The following is a 16,548-nucleotide window of genomic DNA, read 5'->3' as shown; positions in this document are numbered from 1 at the left end:
AAATACTCCCGCCGGAGGCGCAGAGATTTTTCGACGAAAAATCTTGCCCCGCGCGGAACCGGAGACACGAGCATGGAAGCAGATTTTGTCATCGTAGGCGCAGGGTCCGCCGGCTGCGCGATGGCCTATCGGCTCAGCGAGGCGGGGGCCTCGGTTCTGGTGATCGAACATGGCGGTACCGACGCGGGGCCGTTCATCCAGATGCCGGCGGCGCTGAGTTATCCGATGAATATGTCGCGCTATGACTGGGGCTACAAATCCGAGCCCGAGCCGCATCTGAACAACCGCCGTCTGGCTTGCCCGAGGGGGAAGGTGATCGGCGGGTCGTCCTCGATCAACGGGATGGTCTATGTGCGTGGTCACGCGCGCGACTTCGATACCTGGGCCGAGATGGGCGCGGATGGATGGTCTTATGCCGACGTGCTGCCCTATTACAAACGGATGGAGACCTGGCACGATGGCGGCCACGGAGGAGATTCTACATGGCGCGGGACCGACGGGCCGCTGCATGTCTCTCGCGGCCCACGCGAAAATCCTCTGTTCAAGGCCTTTGTAGATGCCGGGCAGCAGGCCGGATACGAGGTGACCGGCGACTATAACGGTGAAAAACAAGAGGGCTTTGGCCCGATGGAGCAGACCGTCTGGAAAGGGCGGCGCTGGTCGGCGGCCAATGCTTATCTCAAGCCCGCGCTCAAGCGGGACAATTGTGAGGTGATCCGGGGCTTGGCATCGCGTGTCGTCATCGAAGATGGGCGGGCCGCCGGAGTCGAACTGATCCGCGGCGGCAAGCGCGAGGTCATTCGGGCGCGGCGCGAGGTCGTGCTGGCGGCCTCGTCGATCAACTCGCCCAAGCTGCTGATGCTGTCGGGCATCGGTCCGGCGGCGCATCTGGCCGAGCATGGGATCGAGGTGGTCGCGGATCGACCCGGCGTCGGGGCCAACCTGCAGGATCATCTGGAGCTTTATATCCAGCAGGCCTCGCTGCAGCCGATCACGCTCTATAAACACTGGAACCTGTTCAGTAAGGGGATGATCGGGGCGCAGTGGTTGTTTACCAAGACTGGCCTTGGGGCCTCGAACCAGTTCGAAAGCGCGGCTTTCATTCGCTCGAAGCCGGGGGTGGAATATCCCGACATTCAGTATCACTTCCTGCCCATGGCGGTGCGCTATGACGGGCAGGCGGCGGCCGAGGGGCACGGGTTTCAGGCGCATGTAGGCCCGATGCGATCCCCATCGCGCGGGGCCGTCACGCTGCGATCGGGGCAAGCCGAGGACGCGCCCGTGATCCGTTTTAACTATATGAGTCATGAACAGGATTGGGAGGATTTCCGCACCTGTATCCGGCTGACCCGTGAGATTTTCGGGCAGGAGGCGTTCAAGCCGTTTGCTGGCAAGGAAATCCAGCCGGGGGCCGCCGTGCAGAGTGACGATGAGTTGAATGGCTTCATCGCCGAGCATGCCGAAAGCGCCTATCACCCCTGCGGGACCTGCCGGATGGGACGGGCCGATGACAGACATGCGGTGGTCGATCCGACCGGACGCGTGATCGGGGTGGACGGACTGCGCGTCGCCGACAGCTCGATCTTTCCGCAGATTACGAATGGCAATCTGAACGCGCCTTCGATCATGGTGGGCGAGAAGATTTCGGATCATCTTCTGGGTCGTGACACGCTGCCAAAGGCCAATGACCGGCCATGGATTCACCCGGACTGGGCCGTCGCGCAGCGCTGAGGCTAAGGTTGTCGACAGACGGTGGATTGCTGGCGTCTTTCGCCGTGGATTTGACCGGCGTCAATGCAATTTCCAGCTGCTTTCTTTAATCTTCGGACGTAACCCCCAAAAAGGAGCACACAGGATGACCGACACCCCGCATGAGTTGGCTGAAGAGTTCCCCGACAAGGTCGATCTGATGAGCCAGCTCAAGCAAACCGATGCACATTTTGCCCGGCTTTCAGATGAATATCATGAGGTCAATCGGATCGTGTATCGAGCCGAAACCAATATCGATCCGATGGAAGGTTTGGCCGAGATTGAACTGCGCAAGAAGCGCGCGGTGCTCAAGGATGAAATCTGGGCGATTTTGACAAGAGACTGAAGGTTGGGCGGGGGCTCTGCCCCCGTCGCCTTTGGCGACTCCCCCGAAGTATTTTTGAACAGAAGAAGATCAGGTGACCTCGTACGGCAGGGTGTCGCGGGTATGGGCGTCGATGGACAGGCGGCGTTCCAGCGGCGGGACCGATCGTTGATGGCAGGTCTGGCGTTCACAGATGCGGCACGAGATGCCTATAGGCTCGAAAGCGCTGGCGTTGGTGATGTCGAGATTGTCGGCATAGACCAGCGCTTCGGCATGGCGGATCTCGCAGCCCAGGGCGATGGCGTAGCGGCGCACCGGCGCGCCGAACGAGCCGCCGGATTTCGAGACATCGCGGGCCAGCGAGATATAGCGGACGCCATCGGGTGTTTCCGCCAGTTGCTGCAGGAAATGCCCCGGTGTTTCGAAGGCGCGGTGGACGTTCCACAGCGGGCAGGCCCCGCCGAAGCGCGCGAATTGCAGCCGCGTGGCAGAGTGGCGTTTGGTGATGGTTCCCGCCTGATCGACGCGGACGAAGAAGAATGGGATGCCTTTGGCCCCGGGGCGCTGCAGGGTCGATAGTCGGTGGGCGATCTGTTCGATGGAGGCTCCGAACCGGTTGCTGAGCAGTTCCAGATCGTGGCGATATTCCTGCGCGGCTGACAGGAACGCGGCATAGGGCATCAGCGAGGCCCCGGCGTAGTAGTTGGCCAGACCGATCTTGGCGATCGCGCGGGCCTCGTCGCTTTGGAAGCGGGCGAAGTCGAGCGTGGCTTCGAGCAATTTGTCCTGACTGATCAGCGCCACCTGCAGCAGCAGTTGAAACACCTGTGTCTGCGGGGCCGCGCGTGAAGACAGGCGCAGCGTCTTGTCCGCGGCGCTGTAGCTGCGCAGGGTTGCGGTATCGGCAAAAGTCACGTGAATGCCGCGTTCCGAGAGGCTGTTCAGGGCGGCCTGACGGATACCGCCGGCCTCCTGCGCGCGGGTCGCAAAGCGTTCCGCGGCGCGGTCTACGGCGTCGATGTAATTGTCGCAATAGTGGAAGAAATCGCGGACTTCTTCCCACGGGCTGGCCTGAATGCGGGCATCTTCGCGGCCCAGTGCTTCGTCCAACGAGGCGAGCCGTTCGTGGGTCTGGCGATAGCTGCGGTGCAACTCGATAAAGGCCCGGGCGAGTGCCGGGGCGTTCGAAGCAGTCAGGCGCAAGTCGGCCAGCGGTGGTATCATGTCGGCGAAGACCGGATCGGCCAGCGCCTCGCGCATGTCGGAGACAAGACGTTCGCTGTCACCGGTGCTGAGTTCGGTGACGTCCATGCCGAATTCCTGCGCCAGCGCCAGAACAACCGTGGTCGAGATCGGGCGGTTGTTATTCTCCATCTGGTTCAGATACGGAAGCGAAACGCCCAGCTTTGTGGCGAATTCCTTCTGCGTGAGGGTCAGGCGTGTGCGCACTTCACGCAGTTTGGCGCCGGCATAGAGTTTCTGGGTGGCCATGGTGGTTCTTTGCAGGTTTCCTGAAGTTGCAGGCTAACTTTGCAAACCTGTCTGTGCAAGCGCCTAGAGGCCCAGTTGCTTCTCGCGCCAGATAACGCTGCTAATGGCGCAGATCGCCAGGATCGAAGTCGCCAGCATCAACCACAAAAGAGGCATGGCACCGGTTTCGCGCGTCAGCAAGGCACCCGCCCAGGCGCTGAGGGCTGCGCCGCCGCCGAGCATGATCGCCCCACTCAACCCCGATGCAGTGGCGGCCAGATGCGGGCGCACGGACAAGGCCCCGGCGGTGGCGTTGGGGATCGACATACCGTTGCCCAGCCCGACAAAGGTCATCAGGCCGAAAAAGCTGAGTGCTGTGCCCCAGCCGATTAAGAACAGGGCGGCCGAGATCATCACGCCAGCGGCGTTCAGCCAGCAGCCCCACAGGACCATTCGGTTCACGCCAAAGCGTACCGAATAACGCCCGCTGATGAAGTTGCCGAAAAAATAGCCAAGTGCGGGGGCACCGAAATATATGCCGACCTCGGCTGCGGTCATGCCGAAAACCTCTGTGCCGATGAAAGGCGCACCGCCGAGATAGGCAAAGAACGCCCCCGAGGACAGCGCCGACGACAGGGAATAGCCCCAGAAGCGTGGGGATCTCAGCAGTTCGGGGTATTCGCGGAATTGCTGCACCAAGGTTTTGCCACTCGACGCGGCAGTCTCGCCGAAATCCTGATAGGTCAGCCACAGGGCCAGGATCGCGAGCCCGAAGGGCAACCAGAAATTGGCTTTCCATCCGAACGCCTCCTCCAGCAGCCCGCCGACCGCCGGCCCGATCATCGGGACCACGGCCATGCCCATGGTCACATATCCCAGCATCGAGGCCGCCTTGTCCTGCGCATACATATCCCGCACGGCGGCGCGGCTGAGGACGATGCCCACAACGATCACCGCTTGGCTCATGCGGAAGGCCAGAAAAATCTCGATCGTCGGCGCGTAGATGCAACCCAGCGTGGCCAGCAGGAACAGCGCCAGCCCCCAAAGCAGGACCGGCCTGCGCCCGGCTTTGTCCGCAAGCGGGCCGATCAGGATCTGCAGCGCTGCATTGACCAGCAGATACAGCGCAATCGACAACTGCATCGTCTTGTAATCGGTTTGAAAATAGGTCGCCATAAAGGGCAGGCTGGGCAGGTACAGGTTCATGCTTAGCGCCGACAGGCCCGACAGCAAAACAAGGGTTGCGAGCGTGGGCGGTGTGCGCCCGACCGAGGATGATCTGAACTGCATGGTTCACCCTTAGAGCCTGCGCGGTCAAATATCCATCGGCTGTTTTGGTTTGTTGTGTTAATTAGCAATTTTGCATTTTTTGAAAGATGTGTTGCGGAGAGTTTGCAAATTTGCCGAAAATGTCTTTGGCCTGTGGCCCGCCCCCGTTATGGTCCGGCAAAATTCCATAGGGGACGACCGTCATGAAAGATATCCTTTCCGAGCTTGAAGATCGCCGCACCAACGCCCGGCTTGGCGGTGGGCAGAAACGGATCGACGCGCAGCACGCGCGCGGCAAGCTGACCGCGCGCGAGCGGATCGAACTGCTGGTCGATGAAGGCAGTTTCGAAGAATTCGATATGTTCGTCAGCCACCGTTGCACCGATTTCGGGATGGAAAATCAAAAGCCTGCGGGTGATGGCGTCGTCACCGGCTGGGGCACGATCAATGGCCGTATGGTCTATGTCTTCAGCCAGGATTTCACCGTGTTTGGGGGCTCGCTGTCGGAAACCCACGCGCAGAAGATCTGCAAGATCATGGATATGGCGATGCAGAACGGTGCACCTGTGATCGGCATCAACGACTCGGGCGGTGCACGGATTCAGGGAGGCGTGGCCTCGTTGGCCGGATATGCCGAGGTGTTTCAACGCAACATCATGGCCTCGGGCGTGGTGCCGCAGATCAGCGTGATCATGGGGCCCTGCGCGGGGGGCGCGGTCTATAGCCCTGCGATGACTGACTTTATCTTCATGGTCAAAGACACGTCCTATATGTTCGTCACAGGGCCTGACGTCGTGAAAACCGTCACCAACGAGGTTGTGACCGCCGAGGAACTGGGCGGGGCCTCGACCCATACCAAGAAATCCTCGGTCGCTGATGGTGCGTTCGAAAACGATGTCGAGGCTCTGGCCGAGGTCCGCCGTCTGGTTGATTTCCTGCCGCTTAACAACCGCGAAAAGCCGCCCGTGCGCCCGTTCTTCGACGAACCGAACCGGGTGGAAACCTCGCTGGATACGCTGATCCCGGACAACCCGAACACGCCCTACGACATGAAAGAGCTCATCACCAAGGTGGCTGATGAGGGTGATTTCTATGAGATCCAAGAAGATTATGCCAAGAACATCATCACTGGCTTCATCCGGCTTGAGGGGCAGACGGTTGGCGTCGTGGCCAATCAGCCGATGGTTCTGGCAGGGTGTCTGGATATCGACAGTTCGCGCAAGGCGGCGCGGTTCGTGCGGTTCTGCGACTGTTTTGAAATTCCGATCCTGACTCTGGTGGACGTGCCGGGCTTTCTGCCGGGGACCAGCCAGGAATATGGTGGCGTCATCAAGCACGGCGCGAAGCTGCTGTTTGCCTATGGCGAGGCGACGGTGCCCAAGGTCACTGTGATCACCCGCAAAGCCTATGGCGGGGCCTATGACGTGATGGCCTCGAAGCACCTGCGCGGCGATTTCAACTATGCCTGGCCCACTGCCGAGATCGCGGTGATGGGTGCCAAGGGCGCGACCGAGATCATCCACCGCGCCGATCTGGGCGATGCCGAGAAGATCGCGCAGCACACGCAGGATTATGAGGACCGGTTCGCCAATCCTTTCGTTGCTGCCGAGCGTGGCTTCATTGACGAGGTCATCATGCCGCAATCCACCCGCCGCCGCGTGTCGCGCGCATTCGCAAGCTTGCGGGGCAAGCAGTTGAAGAACCCGTGGAAAAAGCACGACAACATTCCGCTGTAAGAACCAGAGACTGCCAGCTGCCGGTGTTTCATGACGCACTTCGCCAGATATAAGATTGCACGGACCCTCTGCGTCGTGCGGCCAACCTCGGAGGGAGGAGCCCGCCATTGGCGGGTCCGGGGTCTGGTTCTTGCTGCCGTGGCGGCGGGCATGATCAGCCCTGCGCAGGCTGACAACCTGTTGCCGGTGCCATCGGGCCAGCCGGTGGAACTCAGCAATGTGCTGCTCGACAACAATCCGGGTGAGCTTTGGTTGCGGTTCCGCTTCATTGCGCCCCGGATCGGGTCGACGGCGGGGCGCATCAGCCACGATGTCGCAGTGATCGACATGGAGCATTTGTGCAAGACGCTGGCCGTGCCCTACGTGGCCCGGCATGCGCTGGACCCGGCCCGCGTGGTGATTTCATTCTCGGACCGGCCCCTGGAATTCGGCACCTCGGAACCCGACGCTACCCAGTATTTCGAGGTCTACCGGCTGGAGCAATCCATGTGTATCTGGGAGGAGCTCTGAGCATGACACAGCTCCTCAGGGCATCCCAACCCAACCCCACGGTTTCGGAGGCGCACATGATCGCTCTGTCCCGGCAGGATCGCCGGTTTCCATGTCTTTTCAACACCCTGATGCAAAGGGGGCGGCCATGCTAAAGCATCGTGGTTTCCCCGGTCGTCTGGCCGGTACCGATTTTCAGTTCACCATCCGCCGCGCCAATCCCAAGGGCGTGACGCCGCTGACCCGGCGGGAGCGGTTCCGCGACCGAAAACCTGCCGACAAGCGCGCAGACGCAGCCTTTATCGAGGCGCTGTGGGCGCATTTCGGAGACCAGCCGTTCGAGCGCGGAAATCTGGACGCAGGGCGGCTTAGCTGGTTGTTCGGGCGCGAGGTTGTGGCGGCAGAGGATCCGTTCGATCCGGCAAGCTATGACGCCTTGCTGGTGATTGACCTGGACGCGGCGCGCCAGTCGTTTCCGGACATTTTCGATGGTGTGGGCTGATCGTGTTTGGCGCTACCGCACATAACGCCCTGCCGGGTCATTGCGGTGTGACCCTGCCCGCGAACGGGCAGGGGCCGGTGCATGATTCAGAAGTTGAGCTGCGCGGCAACCTGAATACGGCTGGCGTCAAAATCGTCGCCAGAGATCGTGTCGTTCCGCTCGCCATAGATGTATTCGGCGCTCAGCGTCAGGCTGTCGGTCGCCTGATAGAAGGCGTTGACGTGGATCGTCTCAAGCTCGGTGAACGACAACGTGCCGGTCGAGGTGGGCAGGTCGTAGTCTTCGTAACCATACGCTACGCCGACATTCCATTTGGCGCCAAGTTGCTGACGCAGTTCGACGGTGAAACCGTCAACGTCATTCGCTTCGCCGCCGACAACCGCGTCACCCAGACCGATCAGCCAGGGGCCGAGCGCTTCGCCGGTGACATAGTTGACCTGGAACAGGCCACCTTCCCAAAGACGTGCCGAACCGGACAGGGTCAGACCGGTCTGGTCGACCTCGGTTCCGCCGCTTTCGGCCTTACCGTAAAGCAGCGCGCCGCGGGCGATGTATTTGCCGTCGTTATACTCGGCCGACGCGGTGAAAACCGGATCGTCAGAATTCGACCCGCCGACATTCTCTTCGATCGAGACAGCAAAGCTGGTGTTTTTGACCGAGTTGTTGGTGTAGCGCACCTGCGGAACACGCGCGAAGGCGATACCGACGGGGCCGTTGAATTCCACCGAGGTCGGGTAGGTGTCCAGCGGCTGGAAGTTGGTCCAGAACTGACCGATCAGCCACTCTTCACCGATTCTGATGTTCGCGTGGCGGATCCGGAATTCAGCCGTGCCGTCCGAGCCGAACGCGTCGACCTCAATCTGCCCCTGAATGTCACCGATTCCCGAGGGCGTATTGGTGCGCAACCCAATCCGCGACTGACGGACCGTGGCGCCGAAGGTGCCGCTGGTGGCCGCCGAAGGCTCACCCACCACGTTCACGAACGCGGTGTCGCCCTGATCAAAGTCGAAATCATAAAAGAAGTCGGCTTTGACATAACCGTAAACGTCCAGCGACGTGTTTCCGATCTGCAGATCTCCGGTGCCCGATCCCGGGTTGGAGGCCTCCAGCGCTTCGACCCGAGCGCGCAGCGCGTCCAGTTCGGCCTGAGTTTGTGCATCTTGCGCCAAGGCTGGCAAACCGCTGGCGCAAAGCGCGCTGGCAGCAAGCAGGCTGGCTCTTTTACCCTTAAATATCATGGGGATACTTCCTTGTGTGCGAGTGTGCAGGCACACCGTTTCACGCCAGCGTGTGTGAGGGAAATCACCAAATCGGGAGGAAATCGCCCGGATTCCTCAAGCAAATGTGTGCCTCTGCAGCCGCATTTTCACGGGCCGGTGATCGGCCTCACTAACGCGCTGAACACTGGGCACAACTTTCCGTGTTCGGGCATGGGGGGCTGTGATCAGCCCGACGCCGGACACAGTCGGCTGGGCACAATTTGTAACGGTATCGTGACAGATTCGCGGCCTGTGCCCGACGCGCGCGATGGCTCGGATATGGGCGCGAATCTGCGCGGATTTTCGCCGAATGGGCAGCTTTCAGCCGGAAATTCAATTGGAAACAATGTTGGGTTTGCGCCTGCAATTGTAACGTGCATGGTGAATGGGCCGTGCGGCTCTACTTTGCCTGCGTCGCACAAGCACCTACTATTCCGTACCCCTTCCTTCCGCGGGCAGGCTTGTGTTCCCCACATGGTCCTGCCCGCGTTTTTCTTTTCATGGATACCCAAAGAAAAACGGCAAAAAGCTGCGCATATCGCGGTTTTTGGGTCGTTGTTATTGCATAACAAGGCAGGGTTTCGGCATCTGGCGGCAAAGACTTCAAGAAACCGAAAAGGGCAGTACCCATGCGAACCTCACGACTTCTTCTTGCGCTTGCAACCTGCGCGGGCTTGGCGGCCTGCGGCGACTCGACCGGCGAACAGGCCATCCTGGGCGGCGGTGCCGGGGCGATCGGGGCTGCGGTCCTCAGTGCCGACCCGTTGTTCGGGGCCGCGGTCGGGGCTGCGGGCAACGTGCTGTATTGCAAGACGCAGAACAACTGTAACTAACGCCGAATTTATCGGGGCCGCCAAAGCCCCGTCCGTCATCGCGCATCACGCCGTCGTGGGGTCACCGCCCTGCGGCGGCGTTTTGCGTTTCCAGAACACCAAGACAAAGGACGTTCCATGTTCAACAAGATCCTGATCGCCAACCGGGGCGAGATCGCCTGCCGCGTCATCAAGACCGCCCGCAAGATGGGTATCGGCACCGTCGCAATCTATTCGGATGCGGACAAGAACGCCCTGCATGTCTCGATGGCGGATGAGGCGGTGCATATCGGCCCGCCGCCGGCGAACCAGTCCTACATCGTGATCGACAAGGTCATGGATGCCATTCGCCAGAGCGGCGCGCAGGCGGTGCACCCCGGCTATGGCTTCCTGTCCGAGAATTCAAAATTTGCCGAGGCGCTGGATGCCGAAGGCGTGGCGTTCGTTGGCCCGCCGGTCGGCGCGATCGAAAGCATGGGGGACAAGATCACCTCGAAAAAGATTGCGCAGGATGCCGGAGTTTCGACCGTGCCCGGCTATATGGGGCTGATCGAAGACGCGGAAGAGGCGGTGAAAATCTCGAACCAGATCGGCTATCCGGTGATGATCAAGGCCAGCGCCGGTGGCGGTGGCAAAGGGATGCGGATTGCGTGGAACGATGACGAGGCGCGTGAGGGCTTTCAGTCGTCCAAGAACGAGGCTGCGAACTCTTTCGGCGATGACCGGATTTTCATCGAGAAATTCGTCACCCAGCCCCGCCATATCGAAATACAGGTCCTTTGCGACAGCCATGGCAATGGCATCTATCTGGGCGAGCGGGAATGTTCGATCCAGCGCCGCAACCAGAAGGTTGTGGAAGAGGCGCCGTCGCCGTTCCTCGATCCCGAAACCCGCAAGGCGATGGGCGAACAGGCGGTCGCCTTGGCCAAGGCCGTGAACTATGCCAGCGCTGGGACGGTCGAGTTCATCGTGGATGGCGAGAAGAATTTCTACTTCCTTGAAATGAACACCCGCCTGCAGGTGGAACATCCTGTGACGGAACTGATCACCGGGGTTGATCTGGTCGAACAGATGATCCGCGTTGCCGCTGGCGAAAAACTGTCGATCACACAAGACGATGTAACCCTGACAGGTTGGGCGATCGAAAACCGTCTGTATGCCGAGGATCCCTATCGCGGCTTCCTGCCGTCGATTGGCCGTCTGACGCGTTATCGCCCGCCGCAGGAAACCGCGGCTGGTCCGATGCTGGTCAATGGTAAGTGGCAGGGCGATGCGCCCGAAGGGTCTGCGGCCGTGCGCAACGATACCGGCGTCTACGAAGGCGGCGAGATCAGCATGTATTACGACCCGATGATCGCCAAATTGTGTACGTGGGCCCCGACTCGCGAGCAGGCGATTGAGGCGATGCGTGTCGCGCTGGACAGTTTCGAGGTTGAAGGCATCGGTCACAACCTGCCCTTCCTGTCGGCGGTGATGGACCACCCGATTTTCATCAAGGGCGACATGACCACCGCTTTCATCGCCGAAGAATATCCCGACGGGTTCGAAGGCGTCGAGTTGCCCGAGGGTGATCTGCGCCGCATCGCGGCCTCCTGCGCAGCCATGCACCGGGTGGCCGAAATCCGTCGCACCCGTGTGTCGGGGCGCATGGATAACCACGAACGCAAGGTTGGCGAAGACTGGGTCGTGACCCTGCAAGGGCATGAGTTCGCGGTGGCCATCGATGCGGACAAGGACGGCTCGACCGTGACCTTTGCGGATGGCAGTACCTCGCGCGTGGCCTCGGACTGGACGCCCGGTGATCAACTTGCCGTTCTGGATGTCGATGGCAGCCCGCTGGTTCTGAAGGTGGGCAAGGTCTCGGGCGGGTTCCGTATCCGCAACCGGGGCGCGGACTTCAAGGTGCATGTGCGCACCCCGCGTCAGGCCGAACTGGCCCGACTGATGCCCGAGAAACTGCCGCCCGATACCTCGAAAATGCTGCTCTGCCCGATGCCCGGCCTTGTTGTAAAGGTCGATGTGGAAGTGGGGCAGGAAGTGCAGGAAGGTCAGGCGCTTTGCACCATCGAGGCGATGAAAATGGAGAACATCCTGCGCGCCGAGAAGAAGGGCAAGGTCGCCAAGATCAACGCCGGTGCAGGCGACAGCCTTGCCGTGGACGACGTGATCATCGAGTTCGAGTGATCATGACCGCGCTTTTGTCATATCCATGTTCTTTCCCGGCGCCTGTCGCCGGGGTGCGGGGACGTGGCGAAAGCGCTCAGCCACCCTCGCGCCGTTCGCGGATCTCGCGTTCGCGCAGGGGGGTTTTGTCGATCGATCGCCCGATCTCACGCACGCTCCAGGGGCTGGGTTTGCGCAGTTTGACCACCCCGTCCTTGTCGACAAACACCATCTGGAACCCGCGCGGACGCAGCTGCGACCGGATCGGGGACCGCGCCGACGGATCGGTATCGATCAGGACGACCACATCGCGATCACGCATGGCCGCCTCGCCTTCGGTCAGCATGTCGATCTGCTGCTGGAATCGAGGGTCTGCCGGGGTATCGGCGAAGACCACAATGGGCCGGTTGACCCACAAAAACTCGTCCAGCGTGCTATCGCCTGCGGGGCGCACAAAGGCATCGTCCGCAGGGGCGGACCCGTCCGCGGCCAGCGCGGCCAGCGGGAATAGTGCCGAGAAAACAAGGGCAAGCGTACGTGTCATGTGGCCTCCTGTATCATTGAATATAGCTGCTGTGCCGATGAATGCGACCGGCGAAATGCCTCTGATCATCAAAAAAATGCGCGCCCCGTCGGTATTGGGCAAAGGCGGGATCAGGGGGGTGGAGCTGTGGACGTGATCCTCCATTTCGGCGCGCATCGCTGCGCCTCGTCAAGTTTTCAGGACTACATGAAGTCGAATGCCACAAGCCTCGAACAGCAGGGGATTGGCATTTGGGGGCCGAAGCACACGCGCGAGACCGGGCTGGACAGCCTGCGCAACCTGACGCCGGAAGTCTGCGGGCGGATTTTTGACGACTTGTCCCGGTGCGAACAACGCGGGATCAGCCAGTTGATCATCAGCCAGGAGAACTTTGTCGGCACCATGAGCGGTAATTTTCGGCTCAAGGCGCTCTATCCCAAGGCTCGCGAGCGGGCGCAGTTTCTGGCGGAGGCTTTGGGCGCGCGCGTGGTCAAGATCATCCTCAATATCAGGGCGTTGGATGCGTATTGGAGTTCAGCCGGGGCCTATCTGCAGAAACGCGGCCACGCGCCGGTTTCGCCCGCAGTCTGGAACCAGATCGTCCGCAACGGACGGCGCTGGCAGGATGTCATCAGCGATATCGCGGGCGCGTTTCCCGATGCCTCGCTGCTGGTGTTTCCGTTCGAGGATTTTGCCGGACGCCCCGACGATCAACTGCATCTGACGACCGGGTGCGTTGCCCCGCGCGACCACCGCGACACTTGGAAAAACGCGGTGCGCGGTTCCCGAAAGCACAGTTTCACCGCCAGTCATTCCCTCAAGCTGTGGGGTGATTATGCGGATGACCTGACCTGGCTTGCGTCGGGGGCCGACGGGCTGGCGCGGCTTCTGCAACAAACCAACACCTATGTTGACGGGGTACGCCCCGCCGAAATCCGAATGGACGAGAGGACATCGAAATGACCGACACAAAGGACTGGCAAGCGCTTGCTGAGAAAGAGCTGCGCGGACGCCCCCTTGACGATCTGACCAAGGAAACGCTGGAAGGCATCGACGTCAAACCGCTCTATACGCAGGCCGATACCGCTGATCTGCCGCATATGGGGTCTCTGCCGGGGTTTGGTCCGTTCACACGCGGGGTGAAGGCCACGATGTATGCGGGGCGCCCGTGGACGATCCGCCAGTATGCGGGCTTTTCCACAGCCGAGGAATCGAACGCCTTCTACCGCCGCAATCTGGCAGCGGGCCAGCAGGGGGTCTCGGTGGCTTTCGATCTGGCCACGCATCGGGGATATGACAGCGACCATCCTCGTGTGGTCGGTGATGTGGGCAAGGCAGGCGTGGCCATCGACAGCGTCGAGGACATGAAAATCCTGTTTGATGGTATCCCGCTGGACAAGGTCTCGGTCTCGATGACCATGAACGGTGCGGTGATCCCCATTCTGGCCAATTTTATTGTGGCCGGAGAAGAGCAGGGCCATGACAAATCCGTGCTCTCAGGGACTATTCAGAACGACATTCTGAAAGAGTTCATGGTGCGCAACACCTATATCTATCCGCCCGAGCCGTCGATGAAGATCATCTCGGACATCATCGACTATACGTCAAACGAGATGCCCAAATTCAACTCGATCTCGATCTCGGGCTACCACATGCAAGAGGCCGGGGCGAACCTTGTGCAGGAGCTGGCCTATACGTTGGCGGACGGTCGTGAATACGTGCGGGCCGCAACACAGGCCGGGATGGACGTGGACAAGTTCGCGGGCCGTCTGTCTTTCTTCTTTGCCATCGGCATGAATTTCTTCATGGAAATCGCCAAGCTGCGCGCGGCACGTACGCTCTGGCACCGGGTGATGACGGATTTCGGGGCGAAATCCGAACGCTCCAAAATGTTGCGGACTCATTGCCAGACTTCGGGCGTCAGCCTGCAGGAACAGGACCCCTACAACAACGTCATCCGCACCGCTTATGAGGCGATGAGCGCGGTTCTGGGCGGCACCCAATCGCTGCATACCAACGCTCTGGACGAAGCGATTGCGTTGCCCACGGATTTCTCGGCCCGCATCGCGCGGAACACGCAGCTGGTGCTGCAGGAGGAAACCGGCGTGACTGAGGTGGTCGATCCGCTGGCGGGCTCTTACTACATCGAAAGCTTGACCAATGAACTGGTCGAAAAAGCCTGGGCCTTGATGGAAGAGGTCGAGGAGATGGGCGGCATGACCAAGGCGGTCGCCAGCGGAATGCCCAAGCTGCGCATCGAAGAAAGCGCCGCGCGCCGTCAGGCGATGATCGATAAGGGCGATGAGGTGATCGTCGGCGTCAACAAATACCGCAAGGAGCAGGAAGACCCGATCGATATTCTGGATGTCGACAACGTCGCTGTGCGTGAGGCGCAGGTTGCACGATTGGAGCGCATCCGCGCGACCCGCGACGATGCGGCCTGCCAACAGGCGCTGGACAACCTGACCACCACCGCCCGCGAGGGCGGCAACCTTCTGGCCGCCGCGGTCGAGGCCGCCCGCGCCCGCGCATCCGTAGGAGAGATCAGCATGGCAATGGAGAAAGAATTCGGCCGCCACCGCGCCGAGGTGAAAACTCTGGCTGGCGTCTATGGCGCGGCTTATGAGGGGGACGAAGGCTTTGCCGCCATCCAGAAATCCATAGAGGATTTCGCCGAGGCCGAAGGCCGCCGCCCGCGTTTGCTGGTGGTCAAGATGGGGCAGGACGGCCATGACCGGGGTGCCAAGGTGATCGCCACGGCCTTTGCCGATATCGGTTTTGACGTCGATGTTGGCCCGCTGTTCCAGACGCCTGCCGAGGCCGCTCAGGATGCGGTGGACAATGACGTGCATGTTATCGGTATTTCTTCGCAGGCAGCGGGTCACAAGACACTGGCCCCGCAACTGGTTGAAGAACTGAAAAAGGCCGGGGCTGAGGATATTATCGTCATCTGCGGTGGTGTCATCCCCCAGCAGGATTACCAGTTCCTCTATGATCACGGCGTGAAGGCGATCTTCGGCCCCGGAACCAACATCCCCGAAGCCGCACAGGACATCCTGCGTCTGATCGGCGAAGCCCGGGCGTAAACCGAGATTTTTCGTCGAAAAATCTTATGCTAGAAAATCTTCGATGAAGATTTTCTAGCCGGGAGGATGCGTATGAAACTGGATCATCTGGCGGTCGCGGGCGAAACTCTTGAAGAGGCCTCAGCCCACCTCGAACAGGCGCTGGGCGTACGGCTGCAGGCCGGCGGCAAGCACGAGACCTTCGGCACCCATAACCGGCTTCTGGGGTTGCGGGACGGGCTGTATCTTGAGGCCATCGCCATTGATCCCGATGCCCCCAATCCGCAGCGCACTCGCTGGTTCGACCTGGATCGGTTCGAAGGGACGCCGCGCCTGACCAACTGGATTTGCCGCGTCCCGGATATCGAGGCCTCGTTGACCGTCTTTCCCGACGGCGTGGGCCAGCCGATTGACCTGACACGCGGGGCCCTGCGCTGGCGGATGGCGGTGCCGCCCAACGGGCGGCTGCCGTTTGACAACCTGTTTCCGGCACTCATCCAATGGCAGGGCGATCTGCACCCGGCGCAGATGCTGCAAGATAGCGGCTGCCGGTTGCGACGTTTGATTGTGTGCCACCCGGACGCGCTGGAACTGGCCAAGGGGCTGGGCCCACTGGACCGTGTCGCGTTCGACGGCGGTCCGGCAGGGTTGCGCGCGGAAATTGAAACCCCTCATGGGCTGCGTGTGCTGGAATGACAATCCGGCGGGCCAGAGTCGAAGACGCACCCGATGTCGCCGCGATCACCAACGCGATCATTCGCGATACTCTGGTAACCTTCACCACCGACGAACGCTGTATCGAAGGTGTCGCCGCTGATATCCAAGCCCGCGACCCTGCCTTTCTGGTCTCCGAAAACGCGGGCGTCGTCATGGGCTTCGCGACCTATGCCCCGTTTCGCGCGGGTCCCGGATATGCGCAATGCCGTGAGCATTCCATCCTGCTAACCCCAGAGGCCCGGGGGCAGGGGGTGGGCCGTGCGTTGATGCAGGCTCTGGAGGCCACCGCAAGGGCCGAGAACGTGCATGTTCTGATCGCTGGTATCTCGTCGGCCAATCCTGCGGCCATCGCGTTTCATTCCTCGATCGGCTTCGCTCAGGTCGGCCTTTTGCCCGAGGTGGGCTTTAAATGGGACCAACGGCTGGATCTGGTGCTGATGCAGAAAATTCTGACCCCGCTGTGATCTGT

15 protein-coding genes are annotated in these 16,548 nt (G+C 60.9%); 11 read left to right on the top strand and 4 right to left on the bottom strand.

The window, feature by feature from the left end; genetic code table 11:
* The first annotated feature begins 72 nt into the window (after positions 1 to 72).
* Positions 73 to 1,731, top strand: a complete 1,659-nt coding sequence (gene betA, locus ACR0J1_RS04700; protein ID WP_480730955.1) for a choline dehydrogenase — start codon at positions 73 to 75, stop codon at positions 1,729 to 1,731.
* Between the two features lie 124 nt (positions 1,732 to 1,855).
* Entirely contained in the window at positions 1,856 to 2,095 is a 240-nt protein-coding gene (locus ACR0J1_RS04695; protein ID WP_480730953.1) for an HP1242/YdcH family protein, read from the top strand.
* 69 nt (positions 2,096 to 2,164) lie between these two features.
* On the opposite strand, the gene ACR0J1_RS04690 is transcribed toward ACR0J1_RS04695, so the two are convergent.
* Complete coding sequence (locus ACR0J1_RS04690; RefSeq protein ID WP_480730951.1) at positions 2,165 to 3,565, bottom strand: helix-turn-helix domain-containing protein; 1,401 nt, start codon at positions 3,563 to 3,565, stop codon at positions 2,165 to 2,167.
* A gap of 63 nt (positions 3,566 to 3,628) precedes the next feature.
* Positions 3,629 to 4,834 carry a multidrug effflux MFS transporter gene (locus tag ACR0J1_RS04685; RefSeq protein ID WP_480730949.1) on the bottom strand — a complete coding sequence of 402 codons (1,206 nt, stop codon included), beginning with the start codon at positions 4,832 to 4,834 and terminating at the stop codon, positions 3,629 to 3,631.
* Between the two features lie 182 nt (positions 4,835 to 5,016).
* Between ACR0J1_RS04685 and ACR0J1_RS04680 the strand changes: the two genes are divergently transcribed.
* The 3 genes from ACR0J1_RS04680 to ACR0J1_RS04670 all read left to right on the top strand — a co-directional run bounded on the left by ACR0J1_RS04680 (position 5,017) and on the right by ACR0J1_RS04670 (position 7,540).
* A complete protein-coding gene (locus ACR0J1_RS04680) occupies positions 5,017 to 6,549 on the top strand; it encodes an acyl-CoA carboxylase subunit beta (protein WP_480730947.1) in 1,533 nt (510 codons plus the stop codon).
* A gap of 150 nt (positions 6,550 to 6,699) precedes the next feature.
* Positions 6,700 to 7,059 carry a DUF6497 family protein gene (locus ACR0J1_RS04675; protein WP_480730945.1) on the top strand — a complete coding sequence of 120 codons (360 nt, stop codon included), beginning with the start codon at positions 6,700 to 6,702 and terminating at the stop codon, positions 7,057 to 7,059.
* A gap of 127 nt (positions 7,060 to 7,186) precedes the next feature.
* Positions 7,187 to 7,540 carry a hypothetical protein gene (locus tag ACR0J1_RS04670; RefSeq protein ID WP_480730943.1) on the top strand — a complete coding sequence of 118 codons (354 nt, stop codon included), beginning with the start codon at positions 7,187 to 7,189 and terminating at the stop codon, positions 7,538 to 7,540.
* Positions 7,541 to 7,626: 86 nt separating this feature from the next.
* Here ACR0J1_RS04670 and ACR0J1_RS04665 read toward each other — a convergent pair whose 3' ends face one another.
* A complete protein-coding gene (locus tag ACR0J1_RS04665) occupies positions 7,627 to 8,778 on the bottom strand; it encodes a DcaP family trimeric outer membrane transporter (RefSeq protein ID WP_480730941.1) in 1,152 nt (383 codons plus the stop codon).
* A gap of 650 nt (positions 8,779 to 9,428) precedes the next feature.
* On the opposite strand from ACR0J1_RS04665, the gene ACR0J1_RS04660 reads away from it, so the two are divergent.
* Both ACR0J1_RS04660 and ACR0J1_RS04655 read left to right on the top strand, forming a co-directional pair.
* Entirely contained in the window at positions 9,429 to 9,632 is a 204-nt protein-coding gene (locus ACR0J1_RS04660) for a hypothetical protein (RefSeq protein WP_480730939.1), read from the top strand.
* Positions 9,633 to 9,749: 117 nt separating this feature from the next.
* Entirely contained in the window at positions 9,750 to 11,795 is a 2,046-nt protein-coding gene (locus ACR0J1_RS04655) for an acetyl-CoA carboxylase biotin carboxylase subunit (protein ID WP_480730937.1), read from the top strand.
* Between the two features lie 76 nt (positions 11,796 to 11,871).
* Here the strand turns inward: ACR0J1_RS04655 and ACR0J1_RS04650 are convergent, their stop codons facing one another.
* Positions 11,872 to 12,318, bottom strand: a complete 447-nt coding sequence (locus tag ACR0J1_RS04650) for a DUF4174 domain-containing protein (protein WP_480730935.1) — start codon at positions 12,316 to 12,318, stop codon at positions 11,872 to 11,874.
* Positions 12,319 to 12,444: 126 nt separating this feature from the next.
* On the opposite strand from ACR0J1_RS04650, the gene ACR0J1_RS04645 reads away from it, so the two are divergent.
* The 4 genes from ACR0J1_RS04645 (at position 12,445) to ACR0J1_RS04630 (ending at position 16,543) form a co-directional block, all read left to right on the top strand.
* A complete protein-coding gene (locus tag ACR0J1_RS04645) occupies positions 12,445 to 13,260 on the top strand; it encodes a hypothetical protein (RefSeq protein ID WP_480730933.1) in 816 nt (271 codons plus the stop codon).
* Positions 13,257 to 15,383, top strand: a complete 2,127-nt coding sequence (scpA, locus tag ACR0J1_RS04640; protein WP_480730932.1) for a methylmalonyl-CoA mutase — start codon at positions 13,257 to 13,259, stop codon at positions 15,381 to 15,383. Before ACR0J1_RS04645 ends, scpA begins: the two co-directional genes overlap by 4 nt.
* 72 nt (positions 15,384 to 15,455) lie before the next feature.
* Complete coding sequence (locus tag ACR0J1_RS04635) at positions 15,456 to 16,058, top strand: VOC family protein (RefSeq protein WP_480730930.1); 603 nt, start codon at positions 15,456 to 15,458, stop codon at positions 16,056 to 16,058.
* Positions 16,055 to 16,543: an N-acetyltransferase family protein gene (locus ACR0J1_RS04630; RefSeq protein ID WP_480730929.1), complete on the top strand. Its 489-nt coding sequence runs from the start codon at positions 16,055 to 16,057 to the stop codon at positions 16,541 to 16,543. The genes ACR0J1_RS04635 and ACR0J1_RS04630 overlap by 4 nt, the downstream gene beginning before the upstream one ends.
* Positions 16,544 to 16,548 lie beyond the last annotated feature (5 nt).

The sequence above is a fragment of the Ruegeria sp. CJ3 genome, from assembly GCF_056536725.1.
The sequence above is the reverse complement of the archived record's forward strand: the minus strand, read 5'-3'. Positions and strand labels throughout refer to the sequence as shown.